At 37.4% G+C, this 18163-nt stretch carries 18 protein-coding genes; 11 read left to right on the top strand and 7 right to left on the bottom strand.

What is annotated here, in order from left to right:
- The first annotated feature begins 219 nt into the window (after nt 1–219).
- From NAT51_RS01570 to NAT51_RS01555, 4 genes are all read left to right on the top strand, one after another.
- A complete protein-coding gene (locus NAT51_RS01570; protein WP_250594392.1) occupies nt 220–3891 on the top strand; it encodes a hypothetical protein in 3672 nt (1223 codons plus the stop codon).
- Between the two features lie 54 nt (nt 3892–3945).
- Nucleotides 3946–6579 carry a hypothetical protein gene (locus tag NAT51_RS01565; protein WP_250594390.1) on the top strand — a complete coding sequence of 878 codons (2634 nt, stop codon included), beginning with the start codon at nt 3946–3948 and terminating at the stop codon, nt 6577–6579.
- A gap of 2 nt (nt 6580–6581) precedes the next feature.
- A complete protein-coding gene (locus tag NAT51_RS01560) occupies nt 6582–7004 on the top strand; it encodes a hypothetical protein (protein WP_250594388.1) in 423 nt (140 codons plus the stop codon).
- A 353-nt stretch (nt 7005–7357) separates the two neighbouring features.
- The gene (locus NAT51_RS01555) at nt 7358–7789 is read left to right on the top strand and encodes a hypothetical protein (RefSeq protein WP_250594386.1); all 432 of its coding nucleotides are present in this window, start codon (nt 7358–7360) and stop codon (nt 7787–7789) included.
- Between the two features lie 132 nt (nt 7790–7921).
- Here NAT51_RS01555 and NAT51_RS01550 read toward each other — a convergent pair whose 3' ends face one another.
- Nucleotides 7922–8218: a hypothetical protein gene (locus NAT51_RS01550; protein ID WP_250594384.1), complete on the bottom strand. Its 297-nt coding sequence runs from the start codon at nt 8216–8218 to the stop codon at nt 7922–7924.
- Between the two features lie 39 nt (nt 8219–8257).
- Entirely contained in the window at nt 8258–8620 is a 363-nt protein-coding gene (locus NAT51_RS01545; protein WP_250594382.1) for a hypothetical protein, read from the bottom strand.
- Between the two features lie 148 nt (nt 8621–8768).
- On the opposite strand from NAT51_RS01545, the gene NAT51_RS01540 reads away from it, so the two are divergent.
- The 4 genes from NAT51_RS01540 to NAT51_RS01525 are packed head-to-tail and all read left to right on the top strand — an operon-like array spanning nt 8769 to nt 11041.
- Nucleotides 8769–9245, top strand: coding sequence for a M15 family metallopeptidase (locus NAT51_RS01540; RefSeq protein WP_250594380.1), 477 nt, complete (start codon nt 8769–8771; stop codon nt 9243–9245).
- Nucleotides 9246–9260: 15 nt separating this feature from the next.
- Complete coding sequence (locus NAT51_RS01535) at nt 9261–9674, top strand: hypothetical protein (protein ID WP_250594378.1); 414 nt, start codon at nt 9261–9263, stop codon at nt 9672–9674.
- 3 nt (nt 9675–9677) lie between these two features.
- On the top strand, nt 9678–9998 hold the full coding sequence (locus tag NAT51_RS01530; RefSeq protein ID WP_250594376.1) for a hypothetical protein: 321 nt from the start codon (nt 9678–9680) through the stop codon (nt 9996–9998).
- 2 nt (nt 9999–10000) lie between these two features.
- Nucleotides 10001–11041: a patatin-like phospholipase family protein gene (locus NAT51_RS01525; protein ID WP_250594374.1), complete on the top strand. Its 1041-nt coding sequence runs from the start codon at nt 10001–10003 to the stop codon at nt 11039–11041.
- Between the two features lie 24 nt (nt 11042–11065).
- Here NAT51_RS01525 and NAT51_RS01520 read toward each other — a convergent pair whose 3' ends face one another.
- Complete coding sequence (locus NAT51_RS01520; protein ID WP_250594372.1) at nt 11066–11671, bottom strand: hypothetical protein; 606 nt, start codon at nt 11669–11671, stop codon at nt 11066–11068.
- A gap of 98 nt (nt 11672–11769) precedes the next feature.
- On the opposite strand from NAT51_RS01520, the gene rnpA reads away from it, so the two are divergent.
- A complete protein-coding gene (rnpA, locus tag NAT51_RS01515; RefSeq protein ID WP_250594370.1) occupies nt 11770–12147 on the top strand; it encodes a ribonuclease P protein component in 378 nt (125 codons plus the stop codon).
- Nucleotides 12148–12196: 49 nt separating this feature from the next.
- Here rnpA and pckA read toward each other — a convergent pair whose 3' ends face one another.
- Nucleotides 12197–13822 carry a phosphoenolpyruvate carboxykinase (ATP) gene (gene pckA, locus NAT51_RS01510; RefSeq protein WP_250594368.1) on the bottom strand — a complete coding sequence of 542 codons (1626 nt, stop codon included), beginning with the start codon at nt 13820–13822 and terminating at the stop codon, nt 12197–12199.
- A 68-nt stretch (nt 13823–13890) separates the two neighbouring features.
- Complete coding sequence (locus NAT51_RS01505) at nt 13891–14277, bottom strand: DUF423 domain-containing protein (RefSeq protein WP_250594366.1); 387 nt, start codon at nt 14275–14277, stop codon at nt 13891–13893.
- A gap of 116 nt (nt 14278–14393) precedes the next feature.
- Here NAT51_RS01505 and NAT51_RS01500 point away from each other — a divergent pair, with 116 nt between their 5' ends.
- Nucleotides 14394–15746, top strand: coding sequence for a saccharopine dehydrogenase family protein (locus NAT51_RS01500; protein ID WP_250594364.1), 1353 nt, complete (start codon nt 14394–14396; stop codon nt 15744–15746).
- Between the two features lie 45 nt (nt 15747–15791).
- Here the strand turns inward: NAT51_RS01500 and NAT51_RS01495 are convergent, their stop codons facing one another.
- Entirely contained in the window at nt 15792–16400 is a 609-nt protein-coding gene (locus NAT51_RS01495; RefSeq protein WP_250594362.1) for a tRNA (guanine-N1)-methyltransferase, read from the bottom strand.
- Between the two features lie 314 nt (nt 16401–16714).
- Here NAT51_RS01495 and NAT51_RS01490 point away from each other — a divergent pair, with 314 nt between their 5' ends.
- A complete protein-coding gene (locus NAT51_RS01490; protein ID WP_250594360.1) occupies nt 16715–17185 on the top strand; it encodes an Lrp/AsnC family transcriptional regulator in 471 nt (156 codons plus the stop codon).
- Between the two features lie 86 nt (nt 17186–17271).
- Here the strand turns inward: NAT51_RS01490 and NAT51_RS01485 are convergent, their stop codons facing one another.
- Nucleotides 17272–17970 (bottom strand): zinc metallopeptidase, encoded by a 699-nt coding sequence (locus tag NAT51_RS01485; protein WP_250594358.1) that lies wholly within the window; start codon nt 17968–17970, stop codon nt 17272–17274.
- Nucleotides 17971–18163 lie beyond the last annotated feature (193 nt).

Here is an 18163-nt window from a genome sequence, read left to right as displayed (position 1 = left end):
TCTCTATACAAAAGACTTATTTCTTACAAAACCCAAAAAGAAGAAAAATTTCATCTTTTGAATGATTTTTTTCTTCATTATATTTGCTTATTAGATAATAATCTTATATATTTGCATTGTAATTATTCCGAAAGGCAATTTTACAAGAATATATTCTTCATATTGATGCAACCGCGCAACGCATCAAAACATTCAGTTAAAAAATAAAAAAATAAAAACATGAGTACAGAAATTAAAAACACGTTATTCAAGTTCGTAACCATGCGAGCTCCAGAATTAATCCATGAGGATAAAATTGAAAAATCATTTGTAGCTTATCCAGACCTAACAGTTGGTGTTGATCCAATTCACAATGTCTTCTTCGAAGCCGCAACTAACATCGCAATTGGTAAAACTAAAGCTAAAAGCTTAACAGATGCAGCGGCTACTTTTGCACTAAGTGCTATCAAAAAAAGAGAAGACTTATATACAACAACTGGACCAGTTTATAAAGCAAATTATGATTTTGCTGTTTGGTTAACTGCCAATCGCAATAGCATAACCGCCGAAAAATTAAGCCAATATAACGGTGGCAGTATCCCTATGGGAGTTTTGAGGGAAAGTAATGAAAGTTTGAACCAATTATGGGAAAACCTTTTCTATCAAATCATTACATACAAATCAGGTGAAGTAAGGGATGCTATTCTCTCCATTCTTGTTGCAAACAACTTCCTGAACATACTTGCTGATTATCCAACTCCAACAGATGAACTGGTGAAAGAGCTGGCTCTGGCCCGTGTAATAATCCCAAAGGAGCTGTTTGAAAAAGAAGACACCTCAGCTAAAAAAGAAATGCTCAAAATATTCACTAAGTCATTAAGAATCAAAACAGAAAAACTTGACAAACAACTTTATTCAGTACTGGGTAAGGATAAAATCAAGTATTTCAGAGATGTTATCGCTCAATTGAAAAAGGCTAAATCAACTTACAATAAAAATTACAAACTTGAATTAGACAATGCAAAAAAAACCTATGAGGAAGATATCGAAGAAGCATATTCCAATGCAACAAAAGAAATAAAGGCCTATACAGAAACCGATACCGGTGTTGAGAGAAGCTATATTGAATACAGCGATTTGGAAGTTCCAAAATTCGAATTTGAAAAACCAGCAGAATTAACTTCTACTGCTGCAAGCGACAAAATAAACGCAGATAACCTTGACGCCATAATGGTCATTGCTGAGGAAAATACTCTTGAGACTTTCGACGAGCTAATTGCATACTATGATAATCAAATAGCAATTGCAACAACAATAATATCCGAGACTACGCCAGCCGTGGAAGAGGTATTCAGTTCAGGAGGAATTGTATTGCCTCAGGAAAACACAACGTCTGAAGTAAATTTCTTCACCATTGGAGCCGTACACACTAACAACCCGGACCCCTTGACACTTGTTTTTGGAGATAGCTTCCAAGACGCAAATATTGTATGGGCAAAATACAGGGTACTCTATGATGATGACACAGAAGTAAACGGAGTAGATTATACACAATCAATTGAAAACAATAAACTATGTGTCAAAATATACAACGAAGGACTTGACCTAACCGACAGACCAGAACTTAACATTAGAGGCTCCTTAACATTGGATAACGGAAGACAAATCAATTTTGAAGGAAATGCATGGAAAAAATCAGAAAAATTCAAGGTTGGTGAAAACACTATATCAGATGGCCAAGTAACGTACATCATTAAAGGAAACGGTACCTACAAAAACGTTCCAATGAAAGATCTCTTCAACCCCATAGATTATGAACAGTTTGCAAACCAATCTGAAGACGGTAGTGTGATTGACTATATTCCAAGCGGCTTTGGTGTAAAACGAACAGGAATAGCAGATTACCGTAAGGTAGAACAGGAAATTTGCTGCTATGTCCCAGGTGAAGTATCCCATATCGAAAATGTGATGGCCAGCGAATACAAAGAAAAGTCAACCCGTCGTTTACGCCGTTCTGAAAACACACTCACAACCAGCTCTGAAAAAGAATCTGAAAAACTAACCGATACCACCTCAACAGACCGTTTTGAGATGAATCAGGAAGTAAACTCGATATTGAGCGCCCAAACTTCTTACGGCATGCATGGTCAACAAAATTGGTCAAACCAGCAAGCCGGAATAAGTGGCTCAGTAGGTTCTGAATTTGCATACAATACATCATCTGAAGAATCAGATCTGCAGGCAGTAACACATGCGAAAGACATTTCAGAAAGAGTCTTGGACCGTGTTGTTCAAAAAATAAAAGAAGAACGTGTTTCGAAAATCATCGAAGAATTCGAAGAAAACAGCAAACACGGATTTGACAACCGCAAAAACGCGAACCATGTTTCGGGTGTATACCGCTGGGTTGATAAAATTTACCGCAATAAAATCGTCAACTATGGCAAGCGTCTGATGTATGAATTCATGATTCCTCAACCAGCTTCCTTCCATAGCCAGGCAACAACATTGAAAAAAACAGACCCGGGAATGGAAGTGTTATTGAAACCAGTCGATCCAAGAACTGCAAAAGGTGAATTTGAATTAACCAACTATAAAAAAGTTAATGCCGACAATTCAAATTACTGGGCCAGTGCACTCAATGTTGAAATTGAAAGTATGCCTGCTGAAATAATCTATGCGGGAAAATCAATTGCAATTGAAAAAACAGGCACAACACATGAAAGTGCTACAAAAACAGATATCATAAAAATTGACGAACGTTATTATGCGAAAAGAGCCAAAGCTCTGGTTGGAGGTCATGAAGATACCGATGGAAGCCAGCCACACGGAATTGCAGTGCTCTTTGGAGACAAGTATATTTCATCAAGTGGAAGATTAAGAGGAATTCTTAATCCATATCAGGTTTACGAAGACATAGCGAATTATAGAAATGAAGTGCCGGTCTCTGTGTATTATTATAACTATCATGTTGGTAATGTAAACATCAGTGTGGAATGTGCGCTTACAGACGAAGCTAGAAATCAATGGAAATCACAGACTTTCAATGCAATCATCAGTGCGTATGAAGAAAAGCTGGCAGAATACAATGCAAAACTGGCAGAACAAAAAGCTATGGTAGAACAAAAGGTCAAAACCAATCCGCTTTTCTTCCGTCAGATTGAAAATACGGTATTACGTAAAAACTGCATCGAATACATGCTAAGCCACAACAAACTGGGCTATACATCCTTTTTAACAGGTAACAGTCTCCAGGATATTCATGCTTTATATGACGAAAAAGAGTTGGAAAAATATGCAGCCAAAGTAAAATTCTTTGAACAGGCATTCGAATGGAATTTAATGAGCTATATGTTCTATCCATTCTATTGGGGCGAAAGAAAAAACTGGGCAGAATTGTACAATGTATCTGAAACAGATGATCCAACCTTCCGTGCTTTCCTTCAAAGCGGAATGGCAAGAATAATCGTGACTGTACGTCCGGGGTTTGAAGAAGCCGTAAACTGGTACATGGCTACCGGTCAGGTCTGGAACGGCGGACAGGTACCTACCATGGATGACCCGATGTTCCTATCAATTGTCGAAGAATTGCGTGAAACGGAAGGTGAAGTGGAAGAAACATGGGAAAGCCGTGTGCCAACTTCCTTAACGATTATCCAGGCCGGAAGTATCGGTCTTGAAGTGGAACAAGCCCTGCCTTGCGATGAAGATTGTGCCGATTACAAGCTTTTCGATTCTGACGGACAACCCGTACTCGATGAAAACGGAAAACAAGTATCCACTAATCCGTTAAAAATGTACAGCAATGTAACATTAAAGGGATTGGACAATTCCGAAGATCAGGAAGGCGATGATGAAGGAACTTCTATCATTCCGGAACCGGGAGATGAAAACCCTCCGGTGGAATCCTAACAAATGTATAACCTTAAACCCCTGTTTATCGCAGGGGTTTTTAAAACATGAATTATGAGTACAAATTATAAATCTTTTGATGAGATTTCATATGATAGTCTATATGGAGAGGAAACCAAATGCCTCTCACATACAAATGACTTTCATAAAGAAGCTTTGAATGTTAAACTTCTACTGGAAGACATCAGGAATAATCTTGATTCAAATGATGTCTTCTATCATTATCAAAAATACACCCGTAACCTACCCATAAAAGTATTGGGAGGAGAAGGACCATTTTATCACGGCAATGACACAATTATAGGGAAGTTGAACGGAAGAGTTGAATTTAAGCCAAGTGTTCCTTTCACCTACATCGATGAAAAAACCAACAAAGAAAAAGCGGCTAACTTAGATGTCAAACTGAACAAAAGAGCCTGTCACGTTTCTTTTAAAAAACCGGGAATGACAATCCACATCGATCCGGTTCAAAAAAAAGCATACTACGCAATTGAATTCATCTATAAAGATGCTCTTGATATAAGAGACTTTAGCGGCACTCCTGAAATATCAAATGATTACACTCTTGAGGAAAAATACAGCGCAGTAATTATTAAAACTGAAAACGTAAATGACTTCATCGCAATGTTGAAGTTTTTAAAGCAAGATTATTTCTTAAACCATTTAAAAATGAAATTCCAGTCACTTCTGGAAAGCACAAAACAAATAGAAGCATTGGTCTTCCTTTATCAACAATTGCCTTCAAACTTGAGTTTCCTTAATGGCGGCAGGTTACAAATGGATACAATATTCAATCACATGAAGTTATTGGCTGAATATGACAACAACAGTGGCTTCTTTGGCATTTTCAATGACGAAAGCGGAGTATTAATCAAAGCGTTGGAGTTACTCACAAAATTCCCAAGTGCATTACAAATCCTACTCTCTGAAGACGTTTTGCTTAAAAGCATTTATAAAAGCCTTGATGGAAGTTCGGTAATTGAAAATCAGCTTATCGAAAACAAAATGCTGTTTGCTTCATTATTGAATGCGATCATGGTCCAGGATAAATTTTATGGTGCCAAAGACAAACGGGACAAGAAGTTTATTTATGGCAATGGCTATAAGTTCAACGGAGACCTCACAGCATTATTTTCCGATGAAAAAGACGATGAGTTCTATCTGCAGCAACTGAAAAAAACAACTTATTATACCACTTCACCAAACGTAATAGACGATGACAATGGAGTTAGCATCGGCACGGGAGAAGATGTTGAAACAGCACATACCGAAACTGAAGAAATAGATGATGGCGCCATGTACCATTCATTGGATTTGGTCACGCTCGAAATACGCAACGGCAAAGACAAAGAAACACTTCTCGTACCTGCCATTTACATCAAAGCCTTGTCTGATCAGGACGAGTGGATCGAAGTCGAAAAAATGATCCGCATCGGGTTTGACATACTTGCTGTGATTGGGGGAATAATAGTGCTTTACACAACAGCAAACCCTGGCGCCCTTGCACTGGCCATTGCCGATATTGGTTTAGCCACTACAGACATAGCCGTTCAAACGGTTGTTGAAGAGCTTGAAAAAACTAAAGAAGGAAAAGAATTACTGGAAACCTGGGAGAAAATCTATTTGATTGGCGGGATGGCAACGGCTATAGTAAGTGCACCGCAGCTTGTCCAATCCTTATACAGAACAGCAAATGGTGTCATAAAACTTGCTGTAAAAGTAAAAAATTACAATTACATCAACTTTACTCGGGCAATGCTGTTAAAAGCTTTTTTGGAAGTGAATATTTCCGGTTTTACCCAAAATACCGTTAAAGCATTACGGGATAATTCTGAAATTGTTTTGGCAACGGGTGGAAACTTAGACAAATTTAAAGTGGATGAACTTTTCAAAAAAAGTGTAATTTTAGTGAGTGGTGATGTTCAAACAGGTGACAAGATAGAAGAACAGGTAGCCTTAATCTATAAAGGAGAAGCGATTGTTCAGGCAAAGCCACAAAATTTTGGAAAAGCTGCTAAAGATTTGATTAAAAATTTATCTAATGAGAAACGTTTTGAAGAAGTTTGTGAAAACATACTAAATAGAAGAAAGAAAATTAGAATTGAGGATGTGAACACCTCAGGACTTCCTCCAACTAAAGGCGTTAAAATGTATTTCACTCTAATAGATGAATTTGGAAATAGAGTTGGAAAGCTGTCCAGAGTGCCAGATAGAAAAAAATTAATTTATAAGCTCTCAAGAGGTGTCAACGAAGAAGAAATCAATTGCTCAATCTCATTATTAGATGAATCATTTGGAAAAATCAGACGCCTTCCAATAGAAAAAGGAGAAAATCTACTTTATGCAGATTTCAACATTCCGAAATCTATAACGGATAAGCTTTCAGGTTTAGGTGAAATAATGTTAGATGATGCTCTGGCATATTTTAACAGAAATAAAAAATACGGAAATCCAGATGGAACATTGGATATTTGGCAAAAATCTGAATCCTATTCTGATTATGGAGGAAAATCATTACTTTTAAATCAATTTTGGGATGCTGTTGATATTAAAAAAATGACCTACGAAGAGGCTGCTTTTGAAACTTTTTCAGGAAAATGGGCAAAAAAAAATGGATATATTCGAGTTAGATTTAATCCTCTAAATATAACAAGGGACGAAATAATGTTAAATTATATAAAAAAATAAAGATGAAAAAACTATTAACAAGCAATACCCCATATTATGATAAATCTGCTGATGAGTGGATTAAAAATGAAACATTTAAAGCTTCAAGTTGGGAGGACATTGGCTTCACTGAAGGTTTTGGACTAGATTTTTTCAAAGAAAAATTAGATAATCTACCCATAAAAGATTTTCTTTTATCAAAAGAACAAATTTTATTATTAAAAGAAATGCTTGAAAATAAAATAAATGAACTTTTAATAGATAGGAAATCTGAACAACATGGAAGACCAACAATCATTTTCTTGGGTAAAGAAATAAAGTTAAATATTGTTGGAGAAAATTTACAAGATAACGTAATCAATAAACTATTTAAAGCTTATCAAGTTTGTGAAGAATGTTTAGAGGAAAACAAACCCCTTTATTTAAGTATTACAGAAGAAGAATAAACCTGTTGGCGAGAGTAGGACGCTCGTGCTTAAAAACATAATATTGATTTTAAACCACAACAATACCGTTGTGGTTTTATTTTTAAAAAGCAATTTTATTAGATTTGTTTACCTCTTTCAGCACGGATTGCACACGAGCGAAGCGAACTGACGAAGTAAATCCGCGCTATCGGGGTTAGAAGGTATACTAATCCTCTTAATCCCGAATATATCAATGTAAGCAATAAAAAAGTAATTTTAGTTTTTGAAGAGCTAACTGATGGCTTAGAAAAAACAAACCCAATTTTTCAAGAAATAAAAGAAATGGGGGTAACAATATTATCAGATTATAAACAATTAAAAAAATTAAAATAATGAAATATGCAGTTTATCTATTATCTAATCACTTTATAGAAAAAAAAGAACTAAACGATTCTTTTCTAAAAACCATAAAAACACTCAATCTTATTGAAGGCAGGGATAAAGATACAGTCACTGCCTCAGTTCAGGAAAATGATGGCTCTTACAAAACCATTTATCTACATAGCACAACTACTGATGAATACAAAAAACTCATTGGTGATCTAAAAGACGGATATAGCATTAATGGAATGATCTCTTGTTGGTCAGACGACATTCTAACTATCCCATTTTTAAAAGAATTTTTAAAAATTCATTCAGAAATTATTGTTTGCAATGTTGAAATACAAGCAGATGGTTGGTATTTATTCACAAAAGAAGACATAAATCTATTTCCAGATAATGATTATCACAATTTTAACACAAACCCAATAGCGCGGATTTGATACGCGGTTTTAATCGAACTGACGAAGAACCAGATAGCGCGGATTTGCACACGAGGCTTTAGCCGAACTGCCGTAGGAATACGTGCCCATAAAGAAAAAAAAACCTTCAACATCAATTGCAGGGTTTTTATATCAGGATATCTGCTTCAAAATCTCCCGTTCCGAATGCCGTACCAGCGGTTTGAATTTTTCATACCAATCCTTCCAGGCCGTTGCGCTCATTTCCTTTGTCAGATCGGTTTCGAAAGCCGCCAGCGTTTCATAAGGCATTTCCAGTATAAAACGATACCCTTCCCCAGTAAAATCGGTAAGGACTCTTCCGCCTGAAGGCAATGTGATCAATCCTGTTTTAGTGGCTTCATCCACTAAGGCTTTGGCATCTTTGAAACGGCCAAACTGCAAATAAAAAATTTCCCGGACTATAAACATGATGCAAAAAATTAAGTGAAACAAAAACGAATCATAAATTTACGCATAAAACACTGTAATTAAACCATTTACTTTACAAAAACAAAATAGTAAAAAGTAAATATCAACTATTGTGGAGCCTCTATGAACTATTGTGGAGCCAATATCATCTATTGTGGAGCCTCTGTAAACTATTGCAGAACCAATATCATCTATTGTGGAGCCTCTATGAACTATTGCAGAATGAATATCGTCTATTGTGGAGCCTCCATGAACTATTGCAGAACCAATATCATCTATTGTGGAGCCTCTATGAACTATTGCAGAATGAATATCATCTATTGTGGAGCCTCTATAAACTATTGTGGAGCCAATATATTTTATTGTGGAAGCTATATTTTTAAATATGAGCCCACTAAGCACTATGGGCTAAGAGCTAATCACTAATTACTCGTCACTAATCACTCATTACTAAGAATTAATTCACTTAATAGATGAATATAATCCAATAATTACTTGCAATTAAGATTATTTTCTTGTATATTTGTACCATACAAACAATACGAAGAAAATGGACAAATACACTACAGAACGAATCGCAAAACTTCATCCTTCCGTAAGGGATGAAGTAACCAAAATCATCTCAAAATGCAACCATGAGCTTACGGGAAAAGCACAGGTTCGCGTCACCGAAGGTCTCCGCACATTCAAAGAACAGGATGCACTTTATACCTTGGGAAGAACAAAACCGGGAAAGAAAGTTACCAATGCAAAAGGCGGCCAATCCGTTCATAATTACGGACTCGCAGTCGACATCTGCCTAATCATCAACGGTAAGGAAGCTTCCTGGGATACGGCTAAAGACTGGGACAATGATCAAATCGCCGACTGGTACGAATGTGTCCGGATATTCGCTTCCCACGGTTGGATCTGGGGAGGAAACTGGAAAACATTCAAAGATCTTTCGCACTTCGAAAAGAAGGGTTATTCCGATTGGAGGGTGTTAAAAAAACACCCCATCGGTAAAACAGGCTATATACAATTATAAGAAAAAAATCATACCATGAAAACACTATTCAAATTCACTGCGGTATTTTTACTGCTAACGTCTTGTCAGGTAATTAAAATCACAACCTATGACAGTTACTCACATCAAAAAGCCATCGAACTGAAAGCAAAGACAAATACTTTGGCTTTACTTTCCACAAACGCTTACACAAATCATCAGGAAGAAGCGAATCTCCTGATCAACGAACTCAACTCGCATCTTGACTATGAAAAGAACAAACCAAATAATGAAGTCACGGTCATGATGTGGTCCAAAATCGCCGGAAACGAACAAACATTACTTCCGAAGTTCCTTTCGCTCTGGAAACAAAACAACAAACTGAATCCTTCCTTTGCCGGAGAATCAGCGAAACAATTCAATGAAGCCTTTGACCAAATCATCATTCTCGAAACCGCTAAACAAAAATAAGCCATGCAGACACCTCCTTTTATTTCCGAAATTAAAACAAATATTATTGCGCTATTTGATGAAAATCATCTAACTTTTCCTCCAAAAATTGAAGAAGAAATCAATAATTATTTAAAACTTTCCGATGAAAAACTAAATAAATGGCACATTTTGTACCAGGAAGGAATGCTCTCTCTGGATGAGGTGGAATGGCTGGTCATCAGCCAGAGGGAATTAATAACACTCCAGGTATTGAAAGATGCCGGACTCAATCAAACTAAAATAAACGAATTGCAGAACAGTATCTTGAAAATCATACTGAAAACAATTCTCATACGAATTTAAACATGACTAAAAAAATCAGAATATTAAGCCTGGACGGCGGTGGTATCAGGGGAATTATCACATGCGTTATCCTTAAATACATTGAGGAACAACTCCAGAAAATTGACCATCCCGATGCTAAAATCGGTGACTATTTCGACCTGGTTGCAGGATCCAGCACAGGCGGACTCATAACTGCCCTGATCCTCTACCCGGGAAACGATCCCCAAAAAGCCAAGTACTCGGTACTGGAAGCTTTGGAACTCTACGCCGAAAAAGGCGACTCAATCTTTAATGTAAGCTTCTGGGAACGCCTGATTAATCCTTTTGGTTTATTCAACGAGAAAATCAGCCAAAAGAACCTCGAAAAACAACTGGATGAGGTATTCGGTAAACTGGAACTTAAAAACCTTATAAAACCGTGTTTAATCACGTCATACGACATCAGCTCACGCAAGGCTAAATTCTTTTGTAGCCACGAAGCACAGGCTCCGCTGGAAAACTTCTACATGAAGGATGTATGCCGGGCCACAAGTGCAGCACCCACGTTCTTTGAACCGGCTAAAGTCAAATCGCTATACAACCAGGAATACACCTTGGTTGACGGCGGTGTTTACGCTAATAATCCTGCCATGTGTGCTTATGCAGAAGCGCGTAAGATCCCGTTTTCCAAAAAGATCCAGGAAAGCCAGAAACCTGACTACCCCAGCATCAAAGACATGATTATCGTCTCCATAGGAACCGGCCAGGTTTTAAAACCTTACTCGTTCAAGGAGTTTGAAAATGCCGGAAAAATAAAATGGGTTTCGCCTTTAATCGATATTTTGCTCACCGCAAATGCCGAAACGGTCGATTATTACCTGGACAAGATGTACCACACCCTTGGCCCACGGAACAGAAAGAATTATTACCGCATCATGCCCCAACTCAAGAATGCTTCTTCCGAAATGGACGACACTTCAAAAAAGAATATCTATGAGCTGATCCAGGCTGGTCTTTTCTACATCGACAACAACAGGGAACAACTCAATGAAATTGCCCGCAAACTGGTTAAAAACAAATAAGAGGTTCATATGAACCTCTTATTTTTATAATAATTTTATAGACTTGATAATATTAAAAGCCTTGTAAGCATTGGTCTTGGCATCAAAAAATTGCTCTTCGGTAAAAACAACTTCAATCTTGTCTCCTTTCACCACTTTTCCGTTGATCAATAAAGAATCTCCTTCAAATTGGGTTAACCAGATAAACTCCTGAACCGTATTACTGGCATCTTTTATCTTAATACTCTTGAATTCATTAACAGTCAGTCCTTCAACAACACCTGAATTCGTAAATGTTTCTTTAGCAGCTCCGCCATTTTGCAAAGCGGCTTCATCTTTGGCCATCATTCCTTCAAAAACCTTTGGACAGGTCAATGCCATTTGGATTCCGATAGGCTCGGCAATAGTTTCAAGTGACTCCATGATGTTATCCTTATTGACACCAAGTACTTTCATTTCTTTGGCATCCAATGTATTGATAGCTTCAAACAAACAAAGTCCTAATTCTGCTTCTCCAATATTCGGAGCACCTTTTTTCATCGCGCAATCACAAGATTTTTCAGCTAACTTCTTATAGATAGCTTCCTTCTTTTGTGCAGAAACTGTCGTTGACATAAAAATTACCAACACTCCAAGTACTATTTTTTTCATAATTTCCATTTTTTTGTGCTACGAAAATAAAAATTTAAAGTTTGGTATTACTTTTTTTGAATGAAAAAGTTTTCAAATGAATATTTACCTTTGCCCTGATGAAGAACACCTATCCCAAACATGAAAAGCTGAAAAGCAAAACAACGATCGATTTACTTTTTTCGGAAGGGAAATCAGTATCAAAGTATCCGTTGCGTTTGGTTTTTGTCCCAACAACACTTGAAGAAGGCGAAAAAATCAAAATAGGGGTTTCTGTGTCCAAAAAACACTTCAAGAAGGCTGTCGACCGGAATTATTACAAACGCGTCTTACGCGAAACATACAGACTCAATAAACACCTTCTGCTGGATCATTTAGACCAACCCTATGCCATCATGTTCTTTTACCAGACTAAAGACCGTTTGGCGTATAAAGAAATCGAAGAGAAAACAGTACAACTATTTGAAAAGTTCGTAAAGGCAATTCAGGAGAAATAAAAAAGGGTTATCTGTTCAGATAACCCTTTTTAAAATAATTATAACCGTATTATAATTGTGGCCCAGCTTTTACTAAGCTTTGACCTTCTTCATTGTCAGTATATTGAACGAAGTTTTTAATAAATCTTCCAGCTAAGTCTTCTGCTTTGGTTGCCCATTCTGAAGCATCTGCATATGTATTTCTCGGATCTAAAATGTTGGTGTCAACATTTGGCAATGCAGTTGGCACATTGAAATTGAATACCGGCACCACAGTAGTTTCTGCATTCTCAATAGAACCATCTAAAATAGCATCGATAATAGCTCTTGTATCTTTGATGGAAATACGCTTACCTGTACCATTCCAACCTGTATTAACCATATAAGCCGTAGCTTTATGCTCTTCCATTTTCTTTACTAACTCCTCACCGTATTTCGTAGGATGTAATGATAAGAATGCTTTTCCGAAACAAGCTGAAAATGTAGGTTCCGGCTGCGTTACTCCTCTTTCTGTTCCGGCTAATTTAGCCGTGAATCCTGACAAGAAGTAATATTTAGTCTGTTCTGGAGTCAGTTTGGAAACCGGAGGCATCACTCCAAAAGCATCTGCTGTTAAGAAGATCACTTTAGTAGCATGTCCTGCTTTAGAAACCGGAGTTACAATGTTTTTAATATGGTTGATTGGATAAGAAACACGAGTATTTTGTGTTACCGAACCATCTTTGAAATCAATTTTACCGTTAGCATCAACAGTTACATTTTCTAATAATGCATCTTTTTTGATAGCTCCGAAAATATCCGGCTCGTTTTCTTTGCTTAAATCAATTGTTTTAGCATAACATCCGCCTTCAAAGTTGAAAACACCGTCATTGTCCCATCCGTGCTCATCATCACCAATCAATTCACGCTTAGGATCAGTTGATAAAGTGGTTTTTCCTGTTCCTGATAATCCGAAGAATACAGCCACATCACCGTCTTTTCCTTTATTGGCAGAACAGTGCATGGAAGCCATTCCCTGTAACGGTAAGTAATAGTTCATCATTGAGAACAATCCTTTTTTCATCTCTCCACCGTACCAAGTACCGCCAATCAACTGGATTTTCTCAGTTAAGTTGAACGCAATGTATACTTCCGAATTTAATCCGTGATTTTTAAAATCTGCAAATCCTTTCTTCGAAGCATTCATAACCACGAAATCAGGTTCACCATAAGTTGCCAATTCAGCATCTGTAGGACGGATGAACATGTTTTTCACGAAGTGCGCCTGCCAGGCAACCTCAACAATGAAACGGACTTTCAAACGGGTATTTTCATTAGCTCCACAGAAGGTATCAACCACAAAAAGTCTTTTGTCTGATAATTGTGAAACTGTATTTTCTTTTAAGGCATTCCACGTATCAGTGGAAATTGGCTTGTTATCGTTTACTGCTTTTTCAGAAGTCCACCAGATTGTGTTTTCTGTCACAGCATCTTTAACAATGTATTTATCTTTTGGGGAACGACCTGTAAATTCTCCGGTCATAACATTCACAGCACCAAGCTCGGTTAACTGTCCTTTTTCAAATCCTTCCAAGTTAGGATTTAGCTCTTCCTGATATAATAGCTCGTATGAAGGATTATATACAATTTCTTTAACGCCTTTGATTCCGTACTTTTCTAACGAAATCGTTTTCGTAGTTGGGGTGTATGTTTCCATAAATTTCTAGTTGTGTTGCACTATAATATTTGCGCAAAAGTATAAATTTATTTTTAATGCTTAACAGATTACGCCTTTTTTGTGATAATGTAATAGAAAAGCATTGACCACGAAATAATTAGCAATAATCCGCCAATCGGGGTGATCGGACCTAAAAATCTGAAATTCAATCCTGTTGCCGAACTTGTTGAAAGTAAGAAAATAGAAACAGAAAAAAACAAAACTCCAAATACCGTCAGGTAATAAATTATTCCCTTTTGCTCGGGTAAAATATAATGGGTAGTACTTAAAAATAATAAAAACAACGCGTGATACATCATATACCGCACGCCTACTTCAAAAGAGTTCAATTGATCTGCATTCAGTACTTTCTTTAAAGCATGCGCCCCGAAGGCACCCAGGACAATCGAAACAAATCCAAAAACCAAAGCGGTTAAAACAATCTTTTTTTCCATTGAAATTTTTCTTCAAAAATACGACACGATCGTTAATTTTTTTGCATTTCCTCCCATAATCCTTTCATAAATATAACATTTTGCTACTTTTGTGTGATTTTTTACCGCAACCAACCATGAAAAACATATTAATTATTGGAGCAGGCCGCTCGGCTTCTTCACTTATAAAATATCTTTTAGAGAAATCTGAAACCGAAAACCTGCACCTGACCATTGGTGATTTATCACAGGAATTGGCTTTAAGAAAAACAAACGGCCATAAAAATTCGACTGCAATTGCTTTGGATATTAATAACGAAGTAAAACGTCAGGCTGAAATCCAAAAAGCCGATATCGTTATTTCAATGCTTCCGGCTCATATGCATGTTGAGGTTGCCAAAGATTGCATCACATTCAAAAAACATATGGTAACAGCTTCTTACATCAGTGAAGCTATGCAAAATCTGGATGCGGCAGCAAAAGAAAACGGATTGGTGTTCATGAATGAAGTGGGACTGGATCCGGGAATCGACCACATGAGTGCCATGAAAGTATTGGATGAAATCCGCGAACAGGGAGGTGAAGTAATTTTATTTGAATCGTTCTGTGGCGGATTAGTTGCTCCGGAATCTGACAACAACTTATGGAATTATAAATTCACCTGGGCACCACGTAACGTTGTCTTGGCCGGACAGGGTGGCGCAGCCAAATTCATTCAGGAAGGTACCTACAAATACATTCCCTACAACAAATTATTCAGAAGAACCGAATTCCTTGAAGTGGAAGGCTACGGACGTTTTGAAGGCTATGCCAACCGTGACTCCTTAAAATACCGAAGTGTTTACGGATTGGATGATGCTTTAACCGTTTACCGCGGAACCATCCGCCGTGTGGGTTATTCAAAAGCATGGGATATGTTTGTGCAATTGGGAATGACCGATGACACTTATGTAATCGATGACTCAGAACACATGAGTTACCGTGAATTCATCAATTTATTCCTGCCTTACCATACTACTGATTCGGTGGAAATCAAATTACGCCACCAACTTAAAATCGATCAGGACGATGTCATGTGGGACAAATTGGTCGAATTGGATATTTTCAATCCGGATAAAATCATCGGCTTGAAAAATGCAACACCGGCTCAGGCGCTGGAAAAAATTCTTACCGATGCCTGGACTTTACAGCCTAACGATAAAGACATGATTGTGATGTACCACAAGTTCGGTTACATCCTTAATGGTGAAAAGAAACAGATTGATGCTACCATGGTTTGTATCGGTGACGACCAAACGTATACCGCAATGGCTAAAACCGTAGGTTTACCGGTTGCCATGGCTACTTTACAAATCTTAAACGGCAATATCAAAACCCCGGGGGTTCAACTACCGGTCAGGAAAGAAGTGTACGAACCTATTCTTAAAGAATTGGAAGAATACGGTGTAATATTCCAGGAAAAAGAAGTCCAATACAAAGGATATAACTAATAAATCAAAAAGCCTGTTACAGATAATTGTAACAGGCTTTTTTTCTTAGGAAGGCTTTATGGCGTTCCCCAGCTTTTGCTTGTTGAGCTCGTCCTGTAACTGACGGCTTATCTTTTGTTCTCTTTCAATCGATTTCCTTTTGTAATCTTGGTATTCTTCTTCCAATTCAGCTAAAACACTTTTCGAATGTTGGGTAACAGCATTCGACTTCCTGAATCTGAAGGCAAAAAAAGCAACTGCTCCAATCGATCCCAACAACAATACCGTAAATATCGTACTGAATAGTTTCTGATTGAAACTGATTCCCAAAAAAGTAACCGTTGGTCCTGAATTCGTATAAACCGAAAGCTCGGCATTGGTTTGCTGAAGCTTTGTTTGCAGTGCACTGATTTGTGATTTCTGCTGATTCAAAACCGATTTGGAACTTACCAATTCAGATTCGGTTCTGGAAATCGAACCCAACACATTTTCCTTAAGATTTTCAATCCATTTCTTCTTGACAATTTTCAAATCCCGGTAGCTTTCCGATTTCATTAAAATGTAATCAAACTGCGTTCCTATATTATTTGAAAGTGAGTTTTGTTCTTGGGCGCCAGCCTTAGTGATTCCTATCAAAGCAACCACCAGTAACAGTGTTTTTCGTAATTTATCCATTCCTTTTCAATTTGAGGATTAAACATAGTAGGTTGATAATGAAACGTTAAGAAGTCGTTTTTATTGTTTCATGAAAGAAATACTGTCATTTGTAACTAAAACAAACACTTTACTTATAATCCGGAGTAATTTTGTACATTTATCTGTCAAATTTTGAGTCATGAAAATAAACCACTTACAAATTGAAATTGACGATTTGATATTAAGAGGAAACCCGAGATTGAAAATCGAATTGTATGAAGCGATAGCGAAATAAATGTCCAGTGGACATTCGGTAAATATTTAATTATAAAATTGTTTTTTAATTTATTCCAATGAAAATAAATCACCTACAAATAGAAATTGATGGTATAGACAAAGAAATTCTTCGCTACCTGATGGAAGATGCCCGCAAGCCGATTTTACAGATCGCCAATAAGATCGGAATTTCCGGTGCGGCAATTCATCAACGGCTACGGAAATTAGAAGAAGCCAAAGTGATTTCGGGTTCAAAATTTACCGTAAACAATAAGGTTTTAGGATACAGTACAATGGCTTTTGTAGGAATCTATCTGGACAAAGCGGCCCGGAATCCGGAAGCAGTAAGGGAACTAAAAAAAATACCGGAAGTGCTGGAATGTCATTACACTACCGGAAACTGGAGTATTCTAATCAAAATCATCTGCCGTGACAACGAACATTTAATGAATTTACTGAACACTAAAATTCAGGCAATCGAAGGCGTTTCCAGAACCGAAACCTTCATCTCCCTTGACCAGCAAATTGAAAGACAAATACAGTTATAAAAAACTGAACAATAAAAAATCCCAAATTCCGCACTTCAACAAACTAAGTGACCGGGAATTTGGGATTTGTATTTTATAAATTATTTTTATTCTCTGCGCCCGAAAACCTGCATGGCCCAGTACAACATGGAAGCAACCGCTCCTATTGCAGCTACCAAATAGGTTCTCGCGGCCCATTTCAAAGCATCTTCGGCTCCGGCATACTCTTCCTGACCCAGCATGTTTTTATTTTTCAGCCAGGCCAATGCCCTGTTACTCGCATCATACTCTACCGGTAATGTAATCAGTGAAAAAGCCGTTGCAATTCCCATCATGATCAATCCGATGACAGCTATAATATAACCGAATGATAATCCTTTAGCTGCAATTCCCAATATCAAACCACCCATAATCAGCCATTGTGACAACGTGGAAGAAATCCCTACCAGCGGCACTAATTGTGAACGCATGGTCAGCCAGCTGTACGCTTTGGCATGTTGTACGGCGTGTCCGCATTCATGTGCAGCTACAGCCGCTGCAGCCGCATTTCTCTGGTTGTAAACCGCTTCTGATAAATTAACGGTTTTATCCGCCGGATTGTAATGGTCCGTTAATCTTCCAGGGGTTGAAATTACTTTCACATCATAAATACCATGGTCGCTCAGCATCTTTTCGGCTATTTCGGCACCACTCATACCGTTTCGCAAAGCAACTTTGGAATAATGGTCAAATTTACTTTGCAGCTGTCTACTGACTAACCAACTTACCAATGCGATTCCTCCGATTAATATATAATATCCTAACATCTTTTCAAATTTTAAATTAGACATTAAAACCGCAACAAACTAGTAACCAAGTTATTAAAAAATGACATTTTGTCCTTTAGATTTAACACAATTTTAGTTTGTATACGACAAAACGTCGTTTGTAGTCCATTTTTCACAGGAAAGAATTATCCTGTGTAACTTGACTTCAGAAATCAATTAAAAAGAATATATA

It is taken from the genome of Flavobacterium amniphilum (assembly GCF_023634845.1).
Classification (GTDB): domain Bacteria; phylum Bacteroidota; class Bacteroidia; order Flavobacteriales; family Flavobacteriaceae; genus Flavobacterium; species Flavobacterium amniphilum.
Note: the sequence above shows the minus strand (reverse complement) of the source record. Positions and strands in the feature narration are given on the sequence as shown.

Bases quoted from the DNA above. Each gene is read 5' to 3' on its own strand.
- NAT51_RS01570 (WP_250594392.1), top strand. From the start codon at position 220: ATGAGTACAGAAATTAAAAACACGTTATTCAAGTTCGTAACCATGCGA.
- NAT51_RS01565 (WP_250594390.1), top strand. From the start codon at position 3,946: ATGAGTACAAATTATAAATCTTTTGATGAGATTTCATATGATAGTCTA.
- NAT51_RS01560 (WP_250594388.1), top strand. From the start codon at position 6,582: ATGAAAAAACTATTAACAAGCAATACCCCATATTATGATAAATCTGCT.
- NAT51_RS01555 (WP_250594386.1), top strand. From the start codon at position 7,358: ATGAAATATGCAGTTTATCTATTATCTAATCACTTTATAGAAAAAAAA.
- NAT51_RS01550 (WP_250594384.1), bottom strand. From the start codon at position 8,218: ATGTTTATAGTCCGGGAAATTTTTTATTTGCAGTTTGGCCGTTTCAAA.
- NAT51_RS01540 (WP_250594380.1), top strand. From the start codon at position 8,769: ATGGACAAATACACTACAGAACGAATCGCAAAACTTCATCCTTCCGTA.
- NAT51_RS01535 (WP_250594378.1), top strand. From the start codon at position 9,261: ATGAAAACACTATTCAAATTCACTGCGGTATTTTTACTGCTAACGTCT.
- NAT51_RS01530 (WP_250594376.1), top strand. From the start codon at position 9,678: ATGCAGACACCTCCTTTTATTTCCGAAATTAAAACAAATATTATTGCG.
- NAT51_RS01525 (WP_250594374.1), top strand. From the start codon at position 10,001: ATGACTAAAAAAATCAGAATATTAAGCCTGGACGGCGGTGGTATCAGG.
- NAT51_RS01520 (WP_250594372.1), bottom strand. From the start codon at position 11,671: ATGAAAAAAATAGTACTTGGAGTGTTGGTAATTTTTATGTCAACGACA.
- rnpA (WP_250594370.1), top strand. From the start codon at position 11,770: ATGAAGAACACCTATCCCAAACATGAAAAGCTGAAAAGCAAAACAACG.
- pckA (WP_250594368.1), bottom strand. From the start codon at position 13,822: ATGGAAACATACACCCCAACTACGAAAACGATTTCGTTAGAAAAGTAC.
- NAT51_RS01505 (WP_250594366.1), bottom strand. From the start codon at position 14,277: ATGGAAAAAAAGATTGTTTTAACCGCTTTGGTTTTTGGATTTGTTTCG.
- NAT51_RS01500 (WP_250594364.1), top strand. From the start codon at position 14,394: ATGAAAAACATATTAATTATTGGAGCAGGCCGCTCGGCTTCTTCACTT.
- NAT51_RS01495 (WP_250594362.1), bottom strand. From the start codon at position 16,400: ATGGATAAATTACGAAAAACACTGTTACTGGTGGTTGCTTTGATAGGA.
- NAT51_RS01490 (WP_250594360.1), top strand. From the start codon at position 16,715: ATGAAAATAAATCACCTACAAATAGAAATTGATGGTATAGACAAAGAA.
- NAT51_RS01485 (WP_250594358.1), bottom strand. From the start codon at position 17,970: ATGTTAGGATATTATATATTAATCGGAGGAATCGCATTGGTAAGTTGG.